Origin of the sequence: Pseudomonas sp. rhizo25, assembly GCF_031931935.1 — a bacterium.
GTDB lineage: Bacteria > Pseudomonadota > Gammaproteobacteria > Pseudomonadales > Pseudomonadaceae > Aquipseudomonas > Aquipseudomonas synxantha.
In genome coordinates, this window is record NZ_JAUJXA010000001.1 from 15,222 (window position 1) to 37,774 (window position 22,553).

Sequence of the window (22,553 nt, forward strand, 5' to 3'; positions counted from 1 at the left end):
CGCGATTTTCAGCCAGGTAAAGGCGCAAACAGCGCCTCAATATCCCTCTGCTCCAGCGTCCAACCCGCACCGGCGCCACCTTCCAGCACCCCATCAGCCAATGCAGCCTTCTCCAACTGCAACGCCTGAATCTTCTCCTCGACCGTGCCCCGGGCAATCATCTTGTACACAAACACCGGCTTATCCTGGCCTATACGATAAGCCCGGTCGGTGGCCTGACTCTCCACGGCAGGGTTCCACCACGGATCGTAATGAATCACCGTATCGGCCGCCGTCAGGTTCAAGCCCGTACCGCCCGCTTTCAGGCTGATCAGGAATAATGGTGTCTTGCCGTCCTGGAAGTTCTTCACTGGCGTACGTCGGTCAAGGGTGTCTCCCGTCAGGATCGAATACTCAAGCCCACGCTGCTTGAGCTCTTCTTCAATCAACGCCAGCATCGAGGTGAATTGCGAGAACAACAAAATCCGCCGCCCCTCGCTGAGTAACTCTTCCAGCATCTCCATCAGGCTGCCCAACTTGCCAGTGCCGGCCTTGACAGCTTTAGTCACCGGCGCAGATTTGACCAGGCGCAAGTCACAGCACACCTGGCGCAGTTTGAGCAGTGCTTCGAGAATGATGATTTGGCTACGGGCCACGCCATGCCGACTGATTTCGTCGCGCACCTTTTTGTCCATCGCCACGCGTACCGTTTCGTAGACATCCCGCTGTGCGTCGCTCAGCTCGACCCAGTGGACGATTTCGGACTTGGGCGGTAATTCCGTCGCGACCTGCTCCTTTTTACGTCGCAACAGGAACGGTTTGATACGCGCGCTGAGGTGCTGCATACGCTGCGCATTACCGTGTTTCTCGATGGGCGTACGGTAATCACGATTAAAGGTTTTGCTGTCGCCCAACCAGCCCGGTAACAGGAAGTGGAACAGCGACCACAGCTCACCCAAGTGGTTTTCCAAAGGCGTACCGCTTAAGCATAAACGCTGACCGGCCTCCAACTGACGAGCAGCCTGGGCCGCTTTGCTGTTGGGGTTCTTGATGTTTTGCGCTTCGTCCAGGATCAGCACGCTCCAGCGCTGAGGCTGCAGGACTTCAAGGTCCCGCGGCAACAGTGCATAGGTGGTGAGTACCAGGTCGTAATCGGTCAAGCCCGTGAAGTCAGCCTGACGCTGCGCACCGTGCAGTGCCAGGACTTTGAGCTGTGGCGTAAAACGCGCAGCTTCGTCCATCCAGTTCGGGATCAAGCTGGTGGGCATTACCGCCAGTGCAGGCGCCTGTAAACGGCCAGACTGCTTTTCGCAGAGTAGATGGGCGAGCGCCTGCAGGGTTTTGCCAAGCCCCATGTCGTCACCCAGGATCCCGCCGACTTCCAGCTCGCGCAGGGTTTGCATCCAGTTCAGCCCTTCGAGCTGATAGCCGCGCAGTTCCGCGTTCAGGCCCCGAGGAGCCGGCACATGAACGTGAATGGAGTCTTTAAGGCGCTTGGCGAAATCACGCAGTCGCTCGCCGCCCTGCCAGACCAAGGGTAGTGCATCCAGATTACTGAGCCGTGCCGCATCCGGCGCACTCAGCCGCAGTGCATCGCCTTCTGGTGCACGCAGGTAGAGTTCGCCGAGGGTCGCCATCAGGGGTTTGATACGACCGTAGGGCAGCGCGACTTTGGTATGAGTGCGGGCGCCCAGACTGACCAACACGCGCTCTTGATCATCACGCTCGGCCATGTAGGCGGCGTCAAGCAGTTTGGGTTGACGACGCATCAAGTCTAATACGATTGGCAGCAGGCTGTGACGCTCGCCGTTGACCTCAATGCCCAGCTCAAGGTCAAACCACTCGTGGCCGGGCGACTCTTCGATGTCCGCGTACCAGCCGTCTACAGCCTCCACATCGTAATAAAACCCCGGATGGATGACGACGTCCCACCCTGCCTCACGCAAAACCGACAGCCCGCTCTCAACAAACGCCAGCCAGGCTTCATCATTGGGTAGATCGAACATCTCTCCTGCACTGGCAGGCAGCGCACGGGTTTTACGATTGACCGTTTTGAAGCCGATTTTTGTGAGCGTCTTGCGCAGGGCTTTTTCAGACGCCGGCTTGCGTTGAATGCGCTGGGTTTCGGTGCCGTTGAGAAACAGGATGTCTTCAGTGCCCTTGCCGCTGACCAGGCTGGTGTCGTAACGGAAAGCCAAGGCAGCGCGGTGTTCCAGGAAGGGCATTCGTCGATAGTCGGTCTGGCTGTAGACGTAGGATTCGTCGCTTCCCAAGGTGAGGCAGCCTTGTGGTTCCAGCGTATCCACGACGCGCTCGGTCAGCTCACGTGGCGGAGGAATGACTTGGGACACCACACTGAGCCGATGACTGAACATCGCCACCTGATCAGCTGGAATCACGGGCAGGCCACATAAATGTATCGCCAGGTTCTCATCCACCCCAGGCTCAAGCACGCCCAACTGCATGTTGCCCAAGTCCAGATAATGGAGCGGCTTGAGAGGCAATACTTCGTCCAGTTCACGACCATTGCTGAGCCATTCAGGACAATAATTGCCATCAGGCATCACGGCCCAATTGAAACGAGCGGCACGGACAGGCCCTGGGTTAAGCGCTAACCCAGCATCCAAATCAAAAAACAGACGCTGGGTTTTCAACGCCAGCTGGAGTATTTCGGCGCCCGCCTCACCCGTTAACTGAAAAGCGCTGCCGTAGCTTAGGTAAGGACGGCTCAACATGAGCAAGCGACCAAGCTTTATATCCAGCTCATGCATATAAGCGGGAGTACGCCGCAATATTTCATCCATCGAGTGCAGCGGCTTGATATCGCTGTAGTCACCTTTCTTCGTCACGCGTGCCCGATATACCTCTAGTGACCACCTCATTGAATAAGCATCGGGGGCGAGTTGATACAGCAAACAGGTACCAGTGTTCTTGTGTTGTACCTCATCTACAGGAGCGGGCTTGGGGATACTCTCAAGCCAGTTTTCGAGCTGCGGGTTCAGACGGTCAGCCACCTGTTTTTTCGGTTCGTTCAGCTCGTCATACAGCGCGGTCAACGTAAACAAGGTTGCAGCGGCGTGCTTGCAATTGATAGCCACCGGGCAAGAACACACGCACCTGATGCCCGTCCAACGTGATGCTGCACCCTCCAGGGTAATCACCAGGTTATAGACATTACGGCCAGACCCCTTGCACTGTGCAATCAGTCTGCCCTGTCCGAATTCTTTTATCTCAAGACGATTTTCGCCAGCATACTCAAAGCCACGCTCCAGCGAGCGAGGGTCAAAGTATTCCTGCCAATCCAACTCGACGATACGTGCAATCAGGTCATTCATGGAGCAGAACTCTACAGCGGTCAGCAACGAGATTTAAAGCAGGGCGACTCCTACAAGGCGGTAAGAGATAGCTACAGCCATATTCAGACGCTTCTTACACCAAGCTTCTTAACAGCACAGGCGCCGTTCACTCAATCAACTGAGCGTCCCGCAACGCTGTGAGAGCCGTCAACCAGCGCGGATCCTGTTTGTAATCAGTCGACGCAACCGCCTGCCCACGCATACGCGCAATCCGCGCCGACGGCGTGACCTTCATCCGCTGCGCGGCGGTGAGTGCCAGCTCGGCAGCCGCACGGTCATTGCACACCAGACCCATATCACAACCCGCCGTCAGCGCCGCCTCGATCCGACTCGCCGCATCGCCGACCACATGGGCGCCCGCCATGGACAGGTCATCACTGAAAATCACCCCGTCGAACTGCAACTCGCCGCGCAGAATGTCCTGCAACCAGCGGCGCGAGAAGCCGGCGGGCTGGCTGTCCACCTGCGGGTAGATCACGTGCGCGGGCATCACTGCGGCCAATTGCTTGCTCAAGCGTGCGAAGGGCACCAGGTCATTGGCGCGGATTTGTTCCAGGCTGCGCTCGTCATTGGGAATGGCGACGTGGGAATCGGCCTCGGCCCAACCGTGGCCAGGGAAGTGTTTGCCGGTGGCGGCCATGCCGGCGCTGTTCATGCCGCGGATAAAGGCACCGGCCAGTACGGCGGCGCGCTCGGGGTCGCCTTCGAAGGAGCGAGTGCCGACCACAGCGCTGCGTTGGTAATCCAGGTCCAGCACCGGGGCGAAACTCAAGTCGAGACCCACAGCCAGTACTTCGGTGGCCATGATCCAGCCGCACTGTTCTGCCAGGTATTCAGCGTTGGGGTTATCGGCCAGCGCACGCATGGCCGGCAAGCGCACGAAGCCCTGGCGCAGGCGCTGTACGCGCCCGCCTTCCTGGTCGACCGCCAGCAGCAGGTCCGGGCGCACCGCACGGATTGCCGCGCTCAACTCGCGAACCTGGCGTGGGTGCTCGATATTGCGCGCAAAAATGATCAGGCCGCCCACTTCCGGTTGGCGCAACAGATGGCGGTCCTCGGCCGTCAGCCAGGTACCAGCCACGTCGACCATCAAAGAACCTTGCAGGGCAGCAGTCATAAACCTTCCTTAAATAACGCACACAGCCCACCGCCCTTACCGGGCAAGGTAAGCACGACGGGTTGCGAGTAGATAGCTGAAATCGGCATGGCGGCTAGCTTAGCGGATGCAAGCGGCCGCGCACACCCGGGGGCGGTCAAACCTTGGCGGCGGTCGGCGCGTTCTTGCTGCGTGGACGCAACTGGGCAGCGGCCATGGCCGGGTCGGTGACGCCGGTTTCGGCGCGCATGCCGGCCGCGAGAAACGGCACCATCAGGCGCATCACCTGCTCGATGGAGGTGTTCACCCCGAAATCGGTCTCGGCAATCGCCCGCAAAGCCTTGATACCGGACATGCTGAAGGCTGCAGCGCCGAGCATGAAATGCACGCGCCAGAACAGTTCGATAGGCGGAATACGCGGGGCGGCTTCGTTGACAAGCAGCATGTAGCGACGGAACACCTTGCCGTACATGTCTTCCAGATAACGGCGCAGGTGGCCCTGGCTCTGGCTGAATGCCAGGCCCAGCAGGCGCATGAAGATCGACAGGTCATTGCCGCTGCGTGGCTGCACGACCAACGCTTGCTCAACGAGGATTTCCAGCAGGTCTTCCAGGCTCGGCTTGTGATCGGCCTTGGCCTGACGGCGCTCCAGCTCACGATCGAGACTGGCGCAGAACGGCCCCAGGAAGCGTGAGAATACGGCTTGGATCAGGGCTTTTTTTGAACCGAAATGGTAGTTCACGGCGGCAAGGTTGACCCCAGCCTTGCTGGTGATCAGCCGCAGTGAGGTTTCAGCAAATCCTTTTTCCGCGAACAACTGCTCGGCAGCATCGAGAATGCGTTCAACGGTTTCCGACTGGGCCATGGCTACTCCGCCTGACAAACACTTGTTTGAAACATACGTTTCAGAGTGTGTCTTGTCAAGCCTGGAGGTTCGTTTTCCGGCCGGGCAGTCATCACTTGCATGGCTATTTAATCACATCCTTCTCGCTCTGTAGGAAGCACTATTCCTGGGCTGTAGGAAGGGTGACGAATGACCGTCCAGCGGAGCCGATGAAAAGGATGATTGCCAAGCGCAGTTCACTGTATATAATCCCAGTCACTGTATAAAAAGACAGAGCGATCAACATGCTAAAACTGACGCCACGCCAAGCTGAGATTCTGGCTTTTATCAAGCGCTGCCTTGATGACAATGGTTACCCGCCGACCCGTGCGGAAATTGCCCTGGAGCTGGGGTTCAAGTCCCCGAACGCCGCAGAAGAGCATCTCAAGGCCCTCGCCCGCAAGGGCGCGATCGAGATGACCCCGGGTGCCTCGCGGGGTATTCGCATCCCTGGCTTCGAAGCCAAGGCCGACGAATCGACATTGCCGATCATCGGTCGCGTCGCCGCCGGTGCGCCGATCCTGGCGCAGCAGCACGTCGAGGAATCCTGCAACATCAACCCGACGTTCTTCCATCCTCGGGCCGACTACCTGCTGCGCGTGCACGGCATGAGCATGAAGGACGTGGGCATCTTTGACGGCGACCTGCTGGCCGTCCACACCACCCGCGAAGCCCGCAATGGTCAGATCGTCGTGGCCCGTATCGGCGACGAAGTCACCGTCAAACGCTTCAAGCGTGAAGGCAGCAAGGTTTGGCTGCTGGCTGAGAACCCTGAGTTTGCCCCGATCGAAGTCAACCTGAAAGACCAGGACCTGGTGATCGAAGGCTTGAGTGTCGGCGTCATTCGCCGCTAAAGGAGGCATCATGCAGCTCGTGCACACCCCACAACACGCCCAACTGTCGCTGTTCGAGGCCTTCATGGCCCAACCCCTTGCGCCCATCCTCAAGGAAACGGTCGAGGCCCCCTGGGGCGGCGAGCCCGAGGCATTCAGTGAATTGTCGTTGCGCGGTGCGGCTGAGAGCTGCCTGAACCTGCTGGCTCCCATTCTGCGCGACTTGAGCGAAGACAAGGACGCACGCTGGCTGACGCTGATCGCCCCGCCCGCCAGCCTGACGCAGGCCTGGCTGCGGGAGGCCGGCCTCAACCGCGAGCGCATCCTGTTGCTGCAACCACGCGGAACGCAGAGCGCCCAACAGCTGACCTGCGAAGCCTTGCGCCTGGGTCGTAGTCATACGGTGGTGAGTTGGTTGAATCCGCTGAATGCCAGCGCCAAGCAGCAACTGATCAGTGCCGCACGCACAGGTGATGCACAGAGCTTGAATATTCGCTTGGGATAGAGGGGCTTGTGGTGGCGAGCGAGCTTGTTATCGGGGCTCAGTGAAGAACCCGCGGGCCGTCGTCTTTCTCAGGCTCGCCTTCCGCCAGGCGACCTGCCATCTGCACGCCCACGCTCAACATGGCCTTGGCTACTTCCACATGCTGCCCCTGCAGGAACACTTTGGCATCTTCGGAGAAATCCAGAATGACTAGAGAACCTTCGTCCTCAGCTCGGCGCAGTTCGATTCGGCCATCAGGCAGTTCAACAATTTCCAGAAAGGACGTTGGCATAAAAGTCTGTTCTCCACGAAAGGCCGGGATTATATCAGTCATCCACCCAGCCTCGCAGGGTAACTGGGCAGGTTTCTTTACCGCGTGATGAATGGTGCCGGGCAAGTGCCCACTTTCAGCACTCGTTCAAACCCTCACGAAACCGCAGCGCCATCTTTTTCAGCTCCTGGCGCCAGCTTTCCAACTCTTCGCGGCTCAGGGGCTTGGGCTCATCCTGTTCCAACGCCACGGCGACGATCAGCGGCTGGGTGACATCGCCTTTGGGCACATGAGGAATACGCGGCGGCTGAAACATATCTGCATGCGCCTTGAGCAACCGCGCCACCCAACTGTCAGGGCTCTGGGTCATTTCCACCAACTCTGCCAACTCAGGGATCGCCATGGATTCCAGCACTTCGTGATTCATGATCATTTCCGCTCTGGGCGAGCCGGCCTGGGGCAAGCGATAGAACCCGGCGATTTCATGACACAAACCCAGCAAAGCGCCATACAGATGGAACAAGGCCGCCTCGCGCCCCGCCTGGACCAGCGCGATGGCGTTCATCTCCTTCCCTTCCTCGGCACGGCCAAGGGCCTCCAAGGACAAACCCGCGAAGTAAATTTTCTGATTGGTACGGGTATAGAGTTCGTTGGCCATGACGGCAATCTCCACAACGAATAGGCGTGATGCTGGCTGTGTAGGAGCGAGCTTGCTCGCGAAAAACCTCCCGGCACGGCAGGGTGCCAGGCTTCCCGCGTTTAACTAACGATCTTCGCGAGCAAGCTCGCTCCTACAGTAAGCAAAAACCGTCTATACAGACGGCTTTTGGCGTTAACAGACTAGCGGATCAAGCGCCCTGGCGCTTGTCCTCGACCTTCCACTTGCCACCGTCGTAGAACGCTTTCCAGCCAGTAGGCTTGCCGTCCACTTCGGTCTGCACGTACTGCTCCTTGGTCTTGCGGCTGTAGCGGATCACGGCTGGACGACCATCCGGGTCCTTCTTCGGCGCTTCACACAGGAAGTGGTACTTGGGATCGATCTCGTCCTTGTGCGGTACGATTTCCATCACCAGCGGCGCACGGGTCTCGCGGTTTTTCGGGAACTGGCTGGCCGCCAGGAACAGGCCCGAAGCACCGTCACGCAGGATGTAGGTGTCGTTGACCTTCTCGCACTTGAGCTCAGGCATCTTCACCGGGTCCATCTTCGGCGGCGCCGCGTCACCACTTTTCAGCAGTTTTCGGGTGTTCTTGCACGTAGGGTTGGTGCAGCCGAAGAACTTGCCGAAACGACCGGTCTTGAGCTGCATCTCGCTGCCGCACTTGTCGCATTCCAGGCTCGGGCCTTCGTAGCCCTTGATGCGGTAAGTGCCCTCTTCAATCTCGTAGCCATTGCAGTCCGGGTTGTTACCGCAGATGTGCAGCTTGTGCTTCTCGTCCAGCAGGTAGGCGTCCATCGCCGTGCTGCAGATCGGGCAGCGGTGCTTGCCACGCAACACCAGCGACTCGGATTCGCCCTCGTCATCGGCCGCGATCTCATCACCTGGCACCAGGTTGACGGTCGCCTTGCAGCGCTCTTTCGGCGGCAGGCTGTAGCCCGAGCAACCGAGGAACACGCCGGTGGACGCAGTACGAATCTGCATCGGACGGCCACAGGTCAGGCACGGGATGTCGGTCATTACCGGCTGGTTGGCACGCATGCCGCTCTCAGGGCTTTCAGCCACTTCGAGTTTTTTCTTGAAGTCGCCATAGAACTCGTCGAGCACGTTTTTCCAGTCGCGCTCGCCCTGGGCCACGTCGTCGAGGTTCTCTTCCATGCCGGCGGTGAAACCGTAGTCCATCAGGTTGGAGAAGCTCTCCGACAGGCGCTCGGTAACGATGTCGCCCATCTTTTCCGAATAGAAACGACGGTTGTGCAGCGCGACGTAGCCACGATCCTGGATGGTGGAGATGATTGCCGCATAGGTCGACGGGCGACCGATACCGCGTTTTTCCATCTCCTTCACCAGGCTGGCTTCCGAATAGCGCGCCGGCGGCTTGGTGAAGTGCTGGGACGGGTCGAGCTTGATCAGCTTCAACGTATCGCCCTGGGCCATGTCCGGCAGCACGTCGTCATCGCCTGGCTTGGCGATTTGCGGCATGACGCGGGTGTAGCCGTCGAACTTGAGGATACGGCCCTTGGCACGCAGCTCGAAGTCGCCAGCGCCCACACTGACAGTGGTAGACAGGTATTGCGCCGGCAGCATCTGGCAGGCCAGGAACTGGCGCCAGATCAGCTCATAGAGGCGCTCAGCGTCGCGCTCCATGCCGCTCAGCTTGGAGGGCTCGGTGTTGGCATCAGAGGGACGAATCGCTTCGTGAGCCTCCTGGGCGCCCTCTTTGCTGCTGTAGACGTTGGGCTTCTCCGGCAGGTACTTCTTGCCGAATTCGCTTTCAATATAGGTGCGCGCCATCGCCACCGCGTCTTGCGACAGGTTGGTGGAGTCGGTACGCATATAAGTGATGTAGCCGGCTTCGTACAGACGCTGGGCCATCATCATGGTTTTCTTCACCCCGAAACCCAGGCGGTTGCTCGCGGCCTGTTGCAGGGTGGAGGTGATGAAAGGCGCCGACGGCTTGCTGCTGGTCGGTTTGTCTTCGCGCTTGACGATGCTGTAGCTGGAAGCCTTGAGCTTTTCCAGCGCGGCCATGGCCTGGGCTTCGTTCAGCGGCTTGAAAGCCTCGCCTTTTTCCCGGGCCACTTCGAAGCGCACGTTGGCGCCCTTGGCGGTGCCGAGATCGGCGTGGACTTCCCAGTATTCTTCGGGGTTGAACGCACGGATTTCGCGCTCACGCTCTACCACCAGCTTGACCGCTACCGATTGCACACGGCCAGCGGACAAACCACGGGCGATCTTCGCCCATAGCAGTGGCGAGACCATATAGCCCACCACGCGATCGAGGAAACGACGGGCCTGCTGGGCATTGACGCGGTCAATGTCCAGCTCCCCCGGCTTGGAGAAGGCTTCCTGGATGGCTTTCTTGGTGATTTCGTTGAACACCACACGCTTGTAGCGGCTGTCATCGCCGCCAATGGCTTCGCGCAGGTGCCAGGCAATGGCTTCCCCTTCGCGGTCCAAGTCCGTCGCGAGATAGATGGTGTCAGCATCCTTGGCGAGCCGGCGCAGCTCTTCGATGACCTTTTCCTTGCCCGGAAGGATTTCGTACTTGGCCTTCCAGCCATGGTCCGGATCCACCCCCATGCGCGAGACCAGCTGCTTGCGCGCTTTCTCTTTAGGGCTGAGCACCGGACCTTCGCCCGCAGCCGCCTTGCCGCGCTTGGCGGCAGGCTCCTTGCTGGCGCTAGCCGAACCGCTGGTGGGCAGGTCTCGGATATGGCCGATACTCGACTTCACCACGTACTCGTTGCCCAAGTACTTGTTGATGGTCTTGGCCTTAGCCGGGGATTCCACAATGACCAGCGATTTGCCCATGGATCGGAAAGTTCCTGAATTCGAGAAGTGAAAGGCAGTTGGCGCCTGACGCGGCAACGCTATATATAGTGGCAACAAGGTGAGGTCAAGCGCAGCATTCTGCGCGACCTGCCGTTATTGCCCTTTAAAAAGACTGGGTTCGGCCTGGACCAAAGCAAAGCGCGGGACCTGCTCGCCGTCAACTTCGACGGTCTGAAGGAACATGCTCAAGGGGCGTACCCAAAAGCCGTATTCGCCATACAGTGCTTGGTAGAACACCACTTCTTCTTCGGTTTCGGAGTGGCGTGCCACGCTGAAAACGCGGTACTGCGGCCCCTTATAATGTTGGTAGAGCCCTGGTTCGACTTTCATGCTCTGGCCCCCTTACAAAATTTGTTGAAAAAAAATATTAAAAAGTTTCAAAAAACAAAAACCGGGGCACTGGGCCCCGGCTTCCGTCAACGAAACGCTTAGACGCGTTCGAAGACGGTGGAAATGCCTTGGCCGAGACCAATGCACATGGTTGCAACCCCAAGGTTGCCGCCATTTTGCTTCATCACATTAAGCAAAGTGCCGGAGATACGTGCACCGGAGCAACCGAATGGGTGGCCCAGGGCAATCGCACCGCCGTGCAGGTTAACCTTCTCGTTCATCTTGTCGAGCACTTTCAAATCTTTCAGCACTGGCAGGGCCTGTGCGGCGAAAGCTTCGTTGAGCTCGAAGAAGTCGATGTCGTTGATGGTCAGGCCTGCGCGCTTCAAGGCTTTTTGTGTGGCCGGTACTGGACCATAGCCCATGATTGCCGGGTCCACACCCGCCACTGCCATCGAACGGATCACGGCCAGCGGCTGGATACCCAGGTCCTGGGCACGCTGCGCCGACATCACGATCATGCACGAGGCACCGTCGGTGATTTGCGACGACGTACCGGCGGTCACGGTGCCGCCCTTTGGGTTGAAAGCCGGCTTGAGGGCCGCCAGGCTTTCCAGGGTGGTGTCCGGACGAATGGTTTCGTCGTAATCGAACAGTTTCAGGAAGCCGTTCTCGTCGTAGCCGTTCATCGGGATGATTTCATCCTTGAACTTGCCTTCCACGGTCGCCTTGTGGGCGAGCTGGTGGGAACGCACGCCGAACGCGTCCTGGGCCTCACGGGTGATGCCGTGCATCTTGCCGAGCATTTCTGCGGTCAGGCCCATCATGCCCGAGGCTTTCGCCGCGTACAGCGACATGTGCGGGTTAGGATCGACACCGTGCATCATGCTGACGTGGCCCATGTGTTCCACGCCACCGACAACGAATACATCGCCGTTGCCGGTCATGATCGCCTGGGCAGCGGTGTGCAGTGCACTCATCGAGGAGCCACACAGGCGGCTGACGGTCTGGCCAGCCGCGGTGTGCGGGATCTGGGTCATCAAGGAAGCCATGCGTGCGATGTTCCAGCCTTGCTCCAGGGTCTGGTTGACGCAGCCCCAGATCACGTCTTCGACTTCGTTGGGATCAACCTTGACGTTGCGTTCCAGCAGCTTGCTGATCAGGTGCGCCGACATGTCTTCGGCACGGGTGTTGCGGTGCATGCCGCCCTTGGAGCGGCCCATCGGAGTACGACCGAAGTCGACAATCACGACGTCTCTTGGATTCAAGCTCATAAATATTCTCGCTCTAGTCGTCTGGGCACTTAACCGAAGAAGCTCTGGCCGTTCTTGGCCATTTCACGCAGCTTCGCGGTCGGGTGGTACAGCGGGCCCAAATCAGCGTATTTGTCAGCCAGGGCAACGAACTCAGCCACACCGATCGAATCGATGTAACGCAGCGCACCACCACGGAATGGAGGGAAACCGATACCGTACACCAGGCCCATATCGGCTTCGGCGGCGGTCTCGACAATGCCGTCTTCCAGGCAACGCACGGTTTCCAGGCACAGGGCGATCATCATCCAGTTGATGATGTCCTCGTCGGACACCTCACGCTGTTCGTAGATAACCGGAGCCAGCACTTCATGCACCGACGGGTCGGCCACTTTCTTCTGCTTGCCCTTCTTGTCGGCCTCGTAGGCGTAGAAACCCTTGCCATTCTTCTGACCCAGGCGCTTGGCCTCGTACAGCGCATCGATCGCCGAGCGGCGGTCGTCTTTCATGCGGTCCGGGAAGCCCTCAGCCATCACGTCGCGACCGTGGTGGCCGGTGTCGATACCGACCACGTCCATCAGGTACGCCGGGCCCATTGGCCAGCCGAATTTTTCCATGACCTTGTCGATGCGCACGAAGTCCACACCGGCGCTGACCAGCTTGGCGAAACCGCCGAAGTAGGGGAATAGTACGCGGTTGACCAGGAAGCCCGGGCAGTCATTGACCACGATCGGGTTCTTGCCCATTTTCTTGGCGTAGGCAACGGTGGTGGCAACCGCCAGCTCGCTGGATTTCTCGCCACGGATCACTTCCACCAGCGGCATCATGTGCACCGGGTTGAAGAAGTGCATGCCGACGAAGTTTTCCGGCCGCTTGAGGGCCTTGGCCAGCAGCGAGATGGAAATGGTTGAGGTGTTGGACGCCAGGATGGTGTCGTCCTTGACCTGGGCTTCAACTTCAGCCAACACGGCCTGCTTGACCTTCGGGTTCTCGACAACCGCTTCGACCACCAGGTCGACGTGGCCGAAATCGCCGTAAGATAGCGTAGGACGAATGCCATTAAGCACCTCGGCCATTTTCGCCGCGGTCATGCGACCTTTATCAACACGGCCAACCAGCAGCTTGGCGGCTTCGGCCAGGCCCTGCTCGATACCGTGTTCGTTGATGTCTTTCATCAGGATCGGCGTGCCCTTGGACGCCGACTGATAGGCGATGCCGCCACCCATGATACCGGCGCCGAGTACGGCAGCCTGCTTCACGTCCTTGGCGATTTCGTCGTAGGCCTTGGCCTTTTTCTTCAGTTCCTGATCGTTCAGGAACAAGCCGATCAGGCTCTGGGCCGCCGAGGTCTTCGCCAGCTTGACGAAGCCGGCCGCTTCCACTTCAAGGGCCTTGTCGCGACCGAAGTTCGCGGCCTTCTGGATAGTCTTGATCGCTTCAACCGGCGCCGGGTAGTTCGGGCCGGCCTGGCCAGCCACGAAACCCTTGGCGGTTTCGAACGACATCATTTGTTCGATGGCGTTGAGCTTGAGTTTTTCCAGCTTTGGCTGACGCTTGGCCTTGTAGTCAAATTCGCCGCTGATGGCGCCCTTGATCAGGTTCAGCGCAGCTTCGGCCAGTTTGTCCGGGGCAACAACAGCGTCGACAGCACCGACTTTCAGGGCGTCTTCGGCCTTGTTTTCCTTACCGGCGGCGATCCACTCGATAGCATTGTCAGCACCGATCAGGCGCGGCAGGCGCACGGTGCCGCCAAAACCTGGGTAGATGCCCAGTTTGACTTCCGGCAGGCCGATCTTGGCGGTGGCGGACATGACGCGGAAATCCGCCGCCAGGCACATTTCAAGGCCGCCGCCCAGCGCGATGCCATTGATCGCGGCAACGGTCGGCACGTTGAGGTCTTCGAAATCGCTGAAGATCTTGTTGGCTTCGAGGTTGCCAGCCACCAGCTCGGCATCGGGCAGCTTGAAGTTGTCGACGAATTCGGTGATGTCAGCGCCGACGATAAACACGTCCTTGCCGCTGGAGACGATCACGCCCTTGACCGAAGCATCTGCTTTGATGGTGTCTACGGCCTGACGCAGTTCGTTCAGGGTTAGACGGTTGAACTTGTTGACGGACTCACCCTTGAGGTCGAATTTGAGTTCGACGATGCCACTTTCAAGAGCCTTAACCGTGATGGCTTTACCTTCGTAAATCATCAACTGATCTCCACGATATGGAAGCTGAACAGTACACACTGGACGCTGGTCGCTGGTTTGACATTGACAGTTGCATCAATGCTCACGCCAATCAGCCAGGCACACCCGCCAGTGCGATAGTCGGGATTCTGTACGAGTCGTCTGACAGGCAAACGCTCAATTCATACGCCCGTTTGATTTGGGTACGCCACCTTCATCCAATTCCGAGCAATTGTCAATCGCTCCAAAGGCTAGGAAAAACGCGACTTTCCAGTCATTTCAGAACCCGGACCACGGGCGGGCAACCCGTCAATATTTAAATATTCACAAGATCAATAATAGAAAAGATGTGGGAAATGGCTGTACAGAAAGGGATATACGGCTAGGCTAGCGGCAACTTGCAGATTTACCGGCCTGCCTGGCCACCTCCAGCCCGATGATGATGTCGGGCTTTTTATTGCCCGGCCTCTGTAGGAGTGTCAGGCCAAGGCCCTGAGCAACGCATCAATATCCTTCAACACACTCATGTCGCCCTTCTCGCCCCAGTACAAGGCGATCATCTGCTTGTCGGCCTCGACCTTGTAGACGTTCGCCGGCAGCGTCGCAAAATGCGGCAACAACTTTTCATCCACGCACACTTCACGCCATTGATTGACCCACACCCCCGGCTCCAGCTGCCAGTAACTCCAGAGGGCCGGGGTGCTGCCGCGACGTGGCCGACAGTATTGCGCACAGGGGCTCGGCGGCTCCTGCTTGAGCCAATGCGGCCACTCCTGGGGCGCGAGCTGCATGGCCAGGCCGATGCGGCGCGCCTCCATGCGCAGGGCCATGCGCCCGCTCTGTCCACGCGACGGGCGCAGCCAGGCCAGGGGGCTTAAAACCACCGCAAGGATTGACACCACTATCCACACCGTCATATGTGTACTCCCGAATTTCTAGATGAGCGGATTTGACCTGACGCAACCCCATCCGCTTGAAAGCAGCCATACTGAACTTATTGCAGTCCCTTGGAGGAACGCCTCATGCCCTACAAACATATTCTGGTCGCTGTCGATCTGACCGAAGAGTGCGATCCGGTGATCAAGCGCGCGCAGGAATCTGCATTGGCCAATGGCGCCATACTGTCGCTGGTGCATATCGTCGAGCCCATGGCCATGGCCTTTGGCGGTGACGTACCGATGGACCTTTCCCAGTTGCAGCAACAACAATTCGACCAGGCCAAGGAGCGCCTGGACCGTTTGATTCTCAAATACCCGCACCTGAAAAAGGAAGACTGCCACCTGACATACGGCCAACCGCGCCAGGAAATCCACCACTTGGCCAAGGAAAAGGCTTGCGACTTGATCGTGGTGGGTAGCCATGGTCGTCACGGTTTGGCGTTGTTGCTGGGCTCTACTGCCAATGATGTACTGCACGGCGCGCCGTGCGATGTACTGGCCGTCAAGCTGGTAAAAAATTCGTAAGACCGATGGAGGCTAATGTGGGAGGGGCAAGTCGAATCGTCGCACCGCCCCTCCCACATTTTGAATCGCGCTTCATATAGAAAACCCGGTGCTCATCAGATGAACACCGGGTTTTTTATTGCCCAGCAATCACTCAGGCATCCAGCTCGGCCCAACGCTCAACCAACGCTTCCAGCTCCTGGTTCAACGTCTCCAGGGAAGCGATGACCGCAGCGGTTTCTGCCGCCGGGCGCAGGTAGAAACCGGCGTCAGCCATTTGCGCTTCTACCGCGGCAATCTGCTGTTCCTTGGCGTCGATCTCACCCGGTAAGGCTTCCAGCTCACGCTGCAGCTTGTAGCTGAGTTTCTTCTTGGCCGCTGGTGCAGCTTCCTGGGCCGGTGCAGCCTCTTGCACAGGAGTCACCACCGCCGAGGACAGGTCGGCCTTGCCGGACTTGCTCTCGGTCACTCCCAGCAGACGCGGCGAGCCGCCCTGGCGCAGCCAGTCCTGGTAACCACCGACGTATTCGCGCACCTTGCCTTCACCTTCAAAGACCAGGGTGCTGGTGACCACGTTGTCGAGGAATTCCCGGTCGTGGCTGACCATCAGCACAGTGCCGTTGAACGTCAGCAGCACTTCTTCGAGCAACTCGAGGGTTTCCACATCGAGGTCGTTGGTCGGTTCGTCGAGCACCAGCAGGTTGGCCGGCTTGCTGAACAGCTTGGCCAGCAGCAAACGCGCACGCTCACCACCGGACAGAGCCTTGACCGGCGTACGCGCACGTTGCGGGCTGAACAGGAAGTCGCCCAGGTAGCTGAGCACATGGCGGCTCTGGCCGTCGATGTCGATAAAGTCGCGGCCTTCGGCGACGTTGTCGATCACGGTCTTTTCCAGGTCCAACTGATGGCGCAACTGGTCAAAGTAGGCCACGTCGATGCGCGTGCCCTCTTCCACCTTGCCGCTGGTCGGTTGCAGACCGCTGAGCATCAGCTTCAACAGGGTGGTCTTGCCGGTGCCGTTGGCGCCCAGCAGGCCAATACGGTCGCCTCGCTGCAGGACCATGGAAAAGTCCTTGATCAGGAACGGGCCGTCCGGGTGATGGAAGCTGACGTTCTCCAGCACCATGACTTGTTTGCCCGACTTGTCGGCGGTATCCAGCTGGATATTGGCCTTGCCGGTACGCTCGCGGCGTTCGCTACGCTCGACGCGCAAGGCTTTCAAGGCACGTACGCGGCCTTCGTTACGGGTGCGACGGGCCTTGATGCCCTGGCGGATCCAGACTTCTTCCTGAGCCAGCTTTTTGTCAAACAGCGCGTTGGCCGTTTCTTCGGCAGCCAGGGCGGCTTCCTTGTGCACCAGGAAGCTGGCGTAGTCGCCGTTCCAGTCGATCAGGCCGCCACGGTCCAGCTCGAGGATGCGCGTAGCCAGGCTCTGCAGGAATGCACGGTCGTGCGTGATAAACAGCACGGCGCCCTGGAAGTCCTTGATGGCTTCTTCAAGCCAGGCGATGGCGCCGATGTCCAGGTGGTTGGTCGGTTCGTCGAGCAGCAGCAGGTCCGGCTCGGACACCAGCGCCTGGGCCAGCAGCACACGGCGACGCCAGCCGCCGGACAATTCGGCGAGGGTCTTGTCTGCCGGCAGTTGCAGGCGGCTCAGGGTGCTGTCCACCAGTTGCTGCAAGCGCCAGCCGTCACGGGCTTCGAGGTCTTGCTGGACGTGCATCAGCTTGTCCAGGTCTTCCTCGGTGACGCAGTTCTGCGCCAGGTGATGGTATTGCGCGAGCAACTCGCCAACGCCGTCCAGGCCTTCGGCAACCACGTCGAACACTGTCCGTCCGTCGGCCACCGGCAATTCTTGCGGCAATTCGCCAATCTTGAGGCCCGGGGCACGCCAGACAGAGCCGTCATCGGGCTTCTGGTCGCCTTTTACCAGCTTCATCATGCTGGACTTGCCGGTGCCGTTGCGGCCGATGATGCACACCCGCTCACCACGGGCGATCTGCCAGGACACCTTGTCCAACAACGGCATGGCGCCGAAAGCAAGGGACACATCGCTGAATTTGAGCAGGGTCATACGCTTCTCCAAAAACTGGGCGCGCATTCTACCTGACTTGAGGGTGGGATGCGGTCGGGATTTTCTCTATCGACACGTTCTGTAGGACATTTCCGGCGATCTTCAACCGACCGACCGGCAAAGCTTTCGCGGGCCGCTGGCAAAAGGCTAAGCTAGGGGCAATCAGTGTCGGCAGTGCCGGTGCTAGTCGTGATTTCTCTGCACGGACGTCTCATGCGCAGTCGCCTTTTCAACTTTTTATCTTGTCTGCTTCTTACCGCCACTGCCGTTCAATCCGCCCAAGCGGTGGACCTCACTACCCAACGTCAGTATTACGATCAAGCCAAACGCGCCCTGGCCAAGGGTGACAGCGGCCCCTACATGCAATACAGCCAGGTCCTGGCCGACTACCCGCTCACGCCGTACCTGGCGTATGACGAGCTGACCGCACGCCTGAAAACCGCGAGCAACGAGGAAATCGAACAGTTCCTCGCCAAACACGGCGACCTGCCCCAGGCCAACTGGATGAAACTGCGTTGGCTGCGCTGGCTGGCCGAACGTGGCGATTGGCAGACCTTTGAAAAGTACTACGACCCCAAGCTCAATTTCGTCGAACTGGACTGCCTGCATGGCCAGTACCAGCTCAGCCACAATCTCAAGGCTGAAGGCTACAAGACCGCCGAAAAACTATGGATGACCGGCAAAACCCAGCCGACCGCTTGTGACGCTACGTTCGGCCAATGGGCCGCTGCCGGCCAGTTGACCGAACAGAAGATCTGGGATCGCGCCAAACTCGCCGCCGAAGCTCGTAACTACGCGCTGGCCAACAGCCTGGTGAAAACCCTGCCAACCCTCGGCGCCCAGGGCCGGCTGATGGTGGATGTGGCGCAGAAGCCCGACATGCTCAGTGACCCGTCACGCTTCCTGCCGGCCACCGAAGCGATGTCGGACGCCGTGGGCCTGGGCCTGCGTCGCCTGGCGCGCCAGGATCCGGACAAGGCCATGGCCCTGCTCGACGGTTATGCCAGCAGCATGCACTTCTCCCGTGACGAAAAAGTGTCGATTGCCCGCGAGATTGGCCTGACCCTGGCCAAGCGCTTCGACCCGCGCGCGCTGGAAGTGATGACCAAGTACGACCCGGAACTGCGCGACAACACCGTGTCCGAATGGCGCCTGCGCCTGCTGTTGCGCCTGGCACGTTGGGAAGATGCCTACCAGTTGACCCGCAAGCTTCCACAAGACCTGGCCACCAGCAACCGTTGGCGCTACTGGCAGGCGCGCAGCCTGGAGCTGGCCGAGCCGCAAAACCCGCAGGCGCTGGTGCTTTACAAGAACGTGGCCAAGGAGCGGGACTTCTACGGTTTTCTCGCTGCTGATCGCTCAAAATCCCCCTACCAGTTGAACAATAAGCCGCTGGTGATGAGCCAGGCGCTGGTCAACAAGGTCCGCAATACCCCAGGTGTACGCCGTGCCCTGGAGTTCTATGCCCGCGGCCAGATCGTCGACGGCCGCCGCGAGTGGTATCACGTCAGCCGCCACTTCAACCGTGACGAGATGGTTGCCCAGGCCAAGCTGGCCTACGACATGAAGTGGTACTTCCCGGCGATCCGCACCATCAGCCAGGCGCAGTACTGGGACGACCTGGATATCCGCTTCCCGATGGCCCACCGCGACACCCTGGTGCGCGAAGCCAAGGTACGAGGCCTGCATTCGAGCTGGGTGTTCGCCATTACCCGCCAGGAAAGTGCCTTTATGGATGACGCCCGCTCCGGCGTCGGCGCCAGCGGCCTGATGCAACTGATGCCCGGCACTGCCAAGGAAACCGCGCGCAAGTTCAGCATCCCCCTGGCCTCCCCGGCCCAGGTGCTGGACCCGGACAAAAACATCCAGCTGGGCGCCGCCTACCTGAGCCAAGTGCACAGCCAGTTCAATGGCAACCGCGTGCTCGCCTCCGCCGCCTACAATGCCGGCCCCGGCCGCGTGCGCCAGTGGCTGCGCGGCGCAGACCACCTGAGTTTCGATGTCTGGGTGGAAAGCATCCCCTTCGACGAAACCCGCCAGTATGTGCAGAACGTGCTGTCTTATTCGGTGATCTACGGGCAGAAGCTCAATTCGCCGCAGCCGCTGGTGGATTGGCATGAGCGGTATTTTGACGATCAGTGATAAGAGCAGCTTCAAGTGATAAGTTTGAAGCTGTGAGAAAATGCCCGCATTGATAAATGCGGGCATTTTTTATGGTGCTGCTGGAAGCCCACTTTGCCCAGCTTCGGCCAGCGCCAAGTTCAACGCCTGTAGCATGAACTCTACAAAGGGCGTTGCCTGCGCTTGCTGGTCTGCTGCGGACAGTGCGGCGTAGTAAGCCTCTTGCTGCTCTCGAATCACCGCTTCCACCGGCAGGTATGCCAGCACCGAGCGCCACTGGCTGAGTATCAAGGTTTGCCAGAGCCGCCCCATCCGCCCATTACCGTCTGCAAATGGATGAATGAATTCGAACTCATAATGGAAGACGCAACTGGCTATCAACGGATGCCAGTCGGAAACCGCCAGCCATTGCAGCAAATCGTCCACCAAGTGAGTAACACGGCTCGCAGGCGGCGCCATATGGACAAGTTGCCCGCCGCGATAGATGCCGACACCTTTCTGTCGAAACCGACCGACATCGTCGATCAATCCAAACATGAGCAGTTCGTGAGCCTTGAGCAGGTCGACACGATCACCTGGATTCCACTGCGGCATGGCCTCGTAAGCAGCAAATGCATTACGCACTTCCTGAATTTCCCGGGGCAAGCCCAGCACCCGCTTACCTTCCAGAACAGCCGTCACCTGCTCGACGCTGAGCGTGTTGTTTTCGATCGCCAGTGAAGCCTGAATGGTGCGAATTCGATTGCCGCGCCTTAACTGAGGCGTCTGGCGGCCATCGTCACCGACTGAAAGCTGACCAATCTGCTCACTGATATCTGCCACAAGGGCCAGCATTTTTGGAGTCAGCGTCAACGGAGGTTGATAACGGCTCATGTCCTCATCCAGATCAATAACGAAAGATCACATGATGCCTCATTGAGCAGGGGTATCGCAGCTTCATTCCGTCTCCCCCCCTTCACTGAACTGCAACGCCGCCAACCGCGCATACAGCGGATTGCTCGCAATCAATTGCCTATGCGTACCCACCGCCACAAGCTTGCCTTGATCCATCACCGCTATTCGATCGGCATTCTTGACGGTCGCCAGGCGGTGAGCGATCACTAAAGTGGTTCGTCCCTGCATCAGTTGCGGCAGCGCTTGCTGGATCAGATGCTCACTCTGCGCGTCTAGAGCGCTGGTGGCCTCATCCAGCAACAGGATCGGCGCATCTATCAGCAAGGCGCGGGCGATGGCAAGGCGTTGGCGCTGGCCGCCGGAGAGGCCCATGCCGCCATCGCCAAGATGGGTCTGGTAGCCGTCGGGCATCTGCAGGATGAAGTCGTGGGCATGGGCGATACGCGCAGCGGCTTCGACCTCGGCCATGGTCGCAGACGGCTTGCCGTAGCGGATGTTTTCCTCGACGCTGCCGAAAAACAGCGCTGGGCTCTGGGACACCAAGGCGAAATGGCGACGCAGGTCCAGGGGGTCCAGCTCGGTCAGCGGGTGGCCTTCTAGCAGGATGCGACCTTGCTGGGGATCGTAGAAGCGCAGCAGCAGGTCGAAGATTGTCGACTTGCCCGCGCCGGAGGGGCCTACCAGCGCCAGGGTTTCGCCGGGATTGATGGTCAGGTTAAGGCCATCGATGGCGTAACTGTCCGGCCGTGAGGGGTAGGAAAAGCGCAGGTCTTTAAGCTCCATGCGGCCACTGACACGTTCCGGCAGGCGTTCGCTGCCATTGGCCGGCGCCTGGATATCGTTGCTCGACTGCAACAGCTCACCGATGCGCTCGGCCGCACCGGCGGCACGCTGCAACTCGCCGAGCACTTCGCTCAGAGTGCCGACGGCGCTGCCGACGATCAGGCTGTAGAACACAAACGCGGCCAGCTCACCGCCGGAAATGCGCCCGCTGATCACGTCCATGCCGCCTACCCATAGCATCACGCCCACAGCGCCAAGCACCAACATGATCACCAGGGTTATCAGCCAGGAGCGTTGCAGGATGCGTTTACGTGCGGTGGTGAAGGCGTCTTCCACCGTCACAGCGAACCGCTGTTCGTCCTGAACCTGGTGGTTATAGGCTTGCACGGTCTTGATCTGGCCCAGGGTCTCGGCAACATAGCTGCCGACGTCAGCGATGCGGTCCTGGCTCATGCGCGACAGGCTGCGCACGCGGCGCCCGAAGATCAGGATCGGCGCCAGCACCAGCGGCAACGCCACCACCACGATACTGGTGAGCTTGGGGTTGGTGACAAACAGCAGCACGATGCCACCGATGACCATCAGGGCATTACGCAGGAACAGCGACAGCGAGGAGCCGATCACCGATTGCAGCAAGGTGGTGTCGGTGGTCAGCCGCGACTGGATTTCCGAGCTGCGGTTGTTTTCGTAGAAGCCGGGGTGCAGGTAGATCAGGTGGTTGAACACCTGCCGGCGAATATCCGCCACCACCCGCTCGCCTATCCACGACACCAGGTAAAACCGCGTGAAGGTGCCCACGGCCAGGCCCAGCACCAGCACCATGAACAGGCCGATGGACTGGTTGAGCAGATGAGGTGACTGGGTCATGAAGCCCTGGTCCACCAGCAGGCGAATACCTTGCCCCATGGACAAAGTAATGCCGGCGGTGACGATCAGCGCCAACAGGGCACCCAGCGCCTGCCAGCGATAGGGCGCAATAAAGCGGCTGGCCACGCGAATCGCACGGCGTTGACGGGTCGAGAGCATGGGACATCACCAATGAGGAGTCTGTGTACCTCAACATTGGGGGAACTTGCGTGAATAACA

Annotated in this window: 16 protein-coding genes and 1 pseudogene; 4 read left to right on the top strand and 13 right to left on the bottom strand. The window is 59.4% G+C overall.

The features are described from left to right. Nucleotides 1-8: 8 nt before the first annotated feature. The 3 genes from QZR30_RS00055 to QZR30_RS00065 form a co-directional block, all read right to left on the bottom strand. Nucleotides 9-3,314, bottom strand: coding sequence for a DEAD/DEAH box helicase (locus tag QZR30_RS00055; RefSeq protein ID WP_311902815.1), 3,306 nt, complete (start codon nt 3,312-3,314; stop codon nt 9-11). A gap of 127 nt (nt 3,315-3,441) precedes the next feature. Continuing rightward, complete coding sequence (gene nagZ, locus QZR30_RS00060; RefSeq protein ID WP_046071498.1) at nt 3,442-4,452, bottom strand: beta-N-acetylhexosaminidase; 1,011 nt, start codon at nt 4,450-4,452, stop codon at nt 3,442-3,444. A gap of 136 nt (nt 4,453-4,588) precedes the next feature. Beyond that, complete coding sequence (locus tag QZR30_RS00065; RefSeq protein ID WP_046071497.1) at nt 4,589-5,296, bottom strand: TetR/AcrR family transcriptional regulator; 708 nt, start codon at nt 5,294-5,296, stop codon at nt 4,589-4,591. A 263-nt stretch (nt 5,297-5,559) separates the two neighbouring features. Here QZR30_RS00065 and lexA point away from each other — a divergent pair, with 263 nt between their 5' ends. Next, nucleotides 5,560-6,168, top strand: coding sequence for a transcriptional repressor LexA (gene lexA, locus QZR30_RS00070; protein WP_003172575.1), 609 nt, complete (start codon nt 5,560-5,562; stop codon nt 6,166-6,168). A 10-nt stretch (nt 6,169-6,178) separates the two neighbouring features. Then, nucleotides 6,179-6,652, top strand: a complete 474-nt coding sequence (gene sulA, locus QZR30_RS00075) for an SOS-induced cell division inhibitor SulA (RefSeq protein ID WP_046071496.1) — start codon at nt 6,179-6,181, stop codon at nt 6,650-6,652. 37 nt (nt 6,653-6,689) lie between these two features. Here the strand turns inward: sulA and QZR30_RS00080 are convergent, their stop codons facing one another. The 7 genes from QZR30_RS00080 to QZR30_RS00110 form a co-directional block, all read right to left on the bottom strand. After that, nucleotides 6,690-6,923 (bottom strand): hypothetical protein, encoded by a 234-nt coding sequence (locus QZR30_RS00080; RefSeq protein ID WP_005786160.1) that lies wholly within the window; start codon nt 6,921-6,923, stop codon nt 6,690-6,692. A gap of 115 nt (nt 6,924-7,038) precedes the next feature. Beyond that, entirely contained in the window at nt 7,039-7,560 is a 522-nt protein-coding gene (locus tag QZR30_RS00085; protein WP_046071495.1) for a DUF6586 family protein, read from the bottom strand. 190 nt (nt 7,561-7,750) lie between these two features. After that, a complete protein-coding gene (gene topA, locus QZR30_RS00090; RefSeq protein WP_043047499.1) occupies nt 7,751-10,372 on the bottom strand; it encodes a type I DNA topoisomerase in 2,622 nt (873 codons plus the stop codon). A 114-nt stretch (nt 10,373-10,486) separates the two neighbouring features. Then, complete coding sequence (locus QZR30_RS00095) at nt 10,487-10,723, bottom strand: DUF1653 domain-containing protein (protein ID WP_046071494.1); 237 nt, start codon at nt 10,721-10,723, stop codon at nt 10,487-10,489. A 98-nt stretch (nt 10,724-10,821) separates the two neighbouring features. Then, a complete protein-coding gene (gene fadA / locus QZR30_RS00100; protein ID WP_043047500.1) occupies nt 10,822-11,997 on the bottom strand; it encodes an acetyl-CoA C-acyltransferase FadA in 1,176 nt (391 codons plus the stop codon). A gap of 29 nt (nt 11,998-12,026) precedes the next feature. Further along, nucleotides 12,027-14,174, bottom strand: coding sequence for a fatty acid oxidation complex subunit alpha FadB (fadB, locus tag QZR30_RS00105; RefSeq protein WP_005786151.1), 2,148 nt, complete (start codon nt 14,172-14,174; stop codon nt 12,027-12,029). 458 nt (nt 14,175-14,632) lie between these two features. Beyond that, nucleotides 14,633-15,070, bottom strand: a complete 438-nt coding sequence (locus tag QZR30_RS00110) for a hypothetical protein (protein WP_046071493.1) — start codon at nt 15,068-15,070, stop codon at nt 14,633-14,635. A gap of 105 nt (nt 15,071-15,175) precedes the next feature. Here QZR30_RS00110 and QZR30_RS00115 point away from each other — a divergent pair, with 105 nt between their 5' ends. After that, nucleotides 15,176-15,616, top strand: a complete 441-nt coding sequence (locus QZR30_RS00115) for a universal stress protein (RefSeq protein WP_043047503.1) — start codon at nt 15,176-15,178, stop codon at nt 15,614-15,616. 133 nt (nt 15,617-15,749) lie between these two features. Here QZR30_RS00115 and QZR30_RS00120 read toward each other — a convergent pair whose 3' ends face one another. Beyond that, a complete protein-coding gene (locus QZR30_RS00120) occupies nt 15,750-17,669 on the bottom strand; it encodes an ATP-binding cassette domain-containing protein (RefSeq protein WP_068966616.1) in 1,920 nt (639 codons plus the stop codon). Between the two features lie 213 nt (nt 17,670-17,882). Here QZR30_RS00120 and QZR30_RS00125 point away from each other — a divergent pair, with 213 nt between their 5' ends. Further along, nucleotides 17,883-19,811, top strand: coding sequence for a transglycosylase SLT domain-containing protein (locus QZR30_RS00125; RefSeq protein WP_059397028.1), 1,929 nt, complete (start codon nt 17,883-17,885; stop codon nt 19,809-19,811). 90 nt (nt 19,812-19,901) lie between these two features. Here the strand turns inward: QZR30_RS00125 and QZR30_RS00130 are convergent. Both QZR30_RS00130 and QZR30_RS00135 read right to left on the bottom strand, forming a co-directional pair. Further along, a pseudogene (locus QZR30_RS00130) lies at nt 19,902-20,663 on the bottom strand (Fic family protein); the annotation flags it as partial. A gap of 63 nt (nt 20,664-20,726) precedes the next feature. Continuing rightward, the gene (locus QZR30_RS00135) at nt 20,727-22,493 is read right to left on the bottom strand and encodes an ABC transporter transmembrane domain-containing protein (protein WP_046071489.1); all 1,767 of its coding nucleotides are present in this window, start codon (nt 22,491-22,493) and stop codon (nt 20,727-20,729) included. Nucleotides 22,494-22,553 lie beyond the last annotated feature (60 nt).

Coding starts and splice junctions, on each gene's coding strand:
- QZR30_RS00055 (WP_311902815.1), bottom strand. CDS start 3,314: ATGAATGACCTGATTGCACGTATCGTCGAGTTGGATTGGCAGGAATAC.
- nagZ (WP_046071498.1), bottom strand. CDS start 4,452: ATGACTGCTGCCCTGCAAGGTTCTTTGATGGTCGACGTGGCTGGTACC.
- QZR30_RS00065 (WP_046071497.1), bottom strand. CDS start 5,296: ATGGCCCAGTCGGAAACCGTTGAACGCATTCTCGATGCTGCCGAGCAG.
- lexA (WP_003172575.1), top strand. CDS start 5,560: ATGCTAAAACTGACGCCACGCCAAGCTGAGATTCTGGCTTTTATCAAG.
- sulA (WP_046071496.1), top strand. CDS start 6,179: ATGCAGCTCGTGCACACCCCACAACACGCCCAACTGTCGCTGTTCGAG.
- QZR30_RS00080 (WP_005786160.1), bottom strand. CDS start 6,923: ATGCCAACGTCCTTTCTGGAAATTGTTGAACTGCCTGATGGCCGAATC.
- QZR30_RS00085 (WP_046071495.1), bottom strand. CDS start 7,560: ATGGCCAACGAACTCTATACCCGTACCAATCAGAAAATTTACTTCGCG.
- topA (WP_043047499.1), bottom strand. CDS start 10,372: ATGGGCAAATCGCTGGTCATTGTGGAATCCCCGGCTAAGGCCAAGACC.
- QZR30_RS00095 (WP_046071494.1), bottom strand. CDS start 10,723: ATGAAAGTCGAACCAGGGCTCTACCAACATTATAAGGGGCCGCAGTAC.
- fadA (WP_043047500.1), bottom strand. CDS start 11,997: ATGAGCTTGAATCCAAGAGACGTCGTGATTGTCGACTTCGGTCGTACT.
- fadB (WP_005786151.1), bottom strand. CDS start 14,174: ATGATTTACGAAGGTAAAGCCATCACGGTTAAGGCTCTTGAAAGTGGC.
- QZR30_RS00110 (WP_046071493.1), bottom strand. CDS start 15,070: ATGACGGTGTGGATAGTGGTGTCAATCCTTGCGGTGGTTTTAAGCCCC.
- QZR30_RS00115 (WP_043047503.1), top strand. CDS start 15,176: ATGCCCTACAAACATATTCTGGTCGCTGTCGATCTGACCGAAGAGTGC.
- QZR30_RS00120 (WP_068966616.1), bottom strand. CDS start 17,669: ATGACCCTGCTCAAATTCAGCGATGTGTCCCTTGCTTTCGGCGCCATG.
- QZR30_RS00125 (WP_059397028.1), top strand. CDS start 17,883: ATGCGCAGTCGCCTTTTCAACTTTTTATCTTGTCTGCTTCTTACCGCC.
- QZR30_RS00135 (WP_046071489.1), bottom strand. CDS start 22,493: ATGCTCTCGACCCGTCAACGCCGTGCGATTCGCGTGGCCAGCCGCTTT.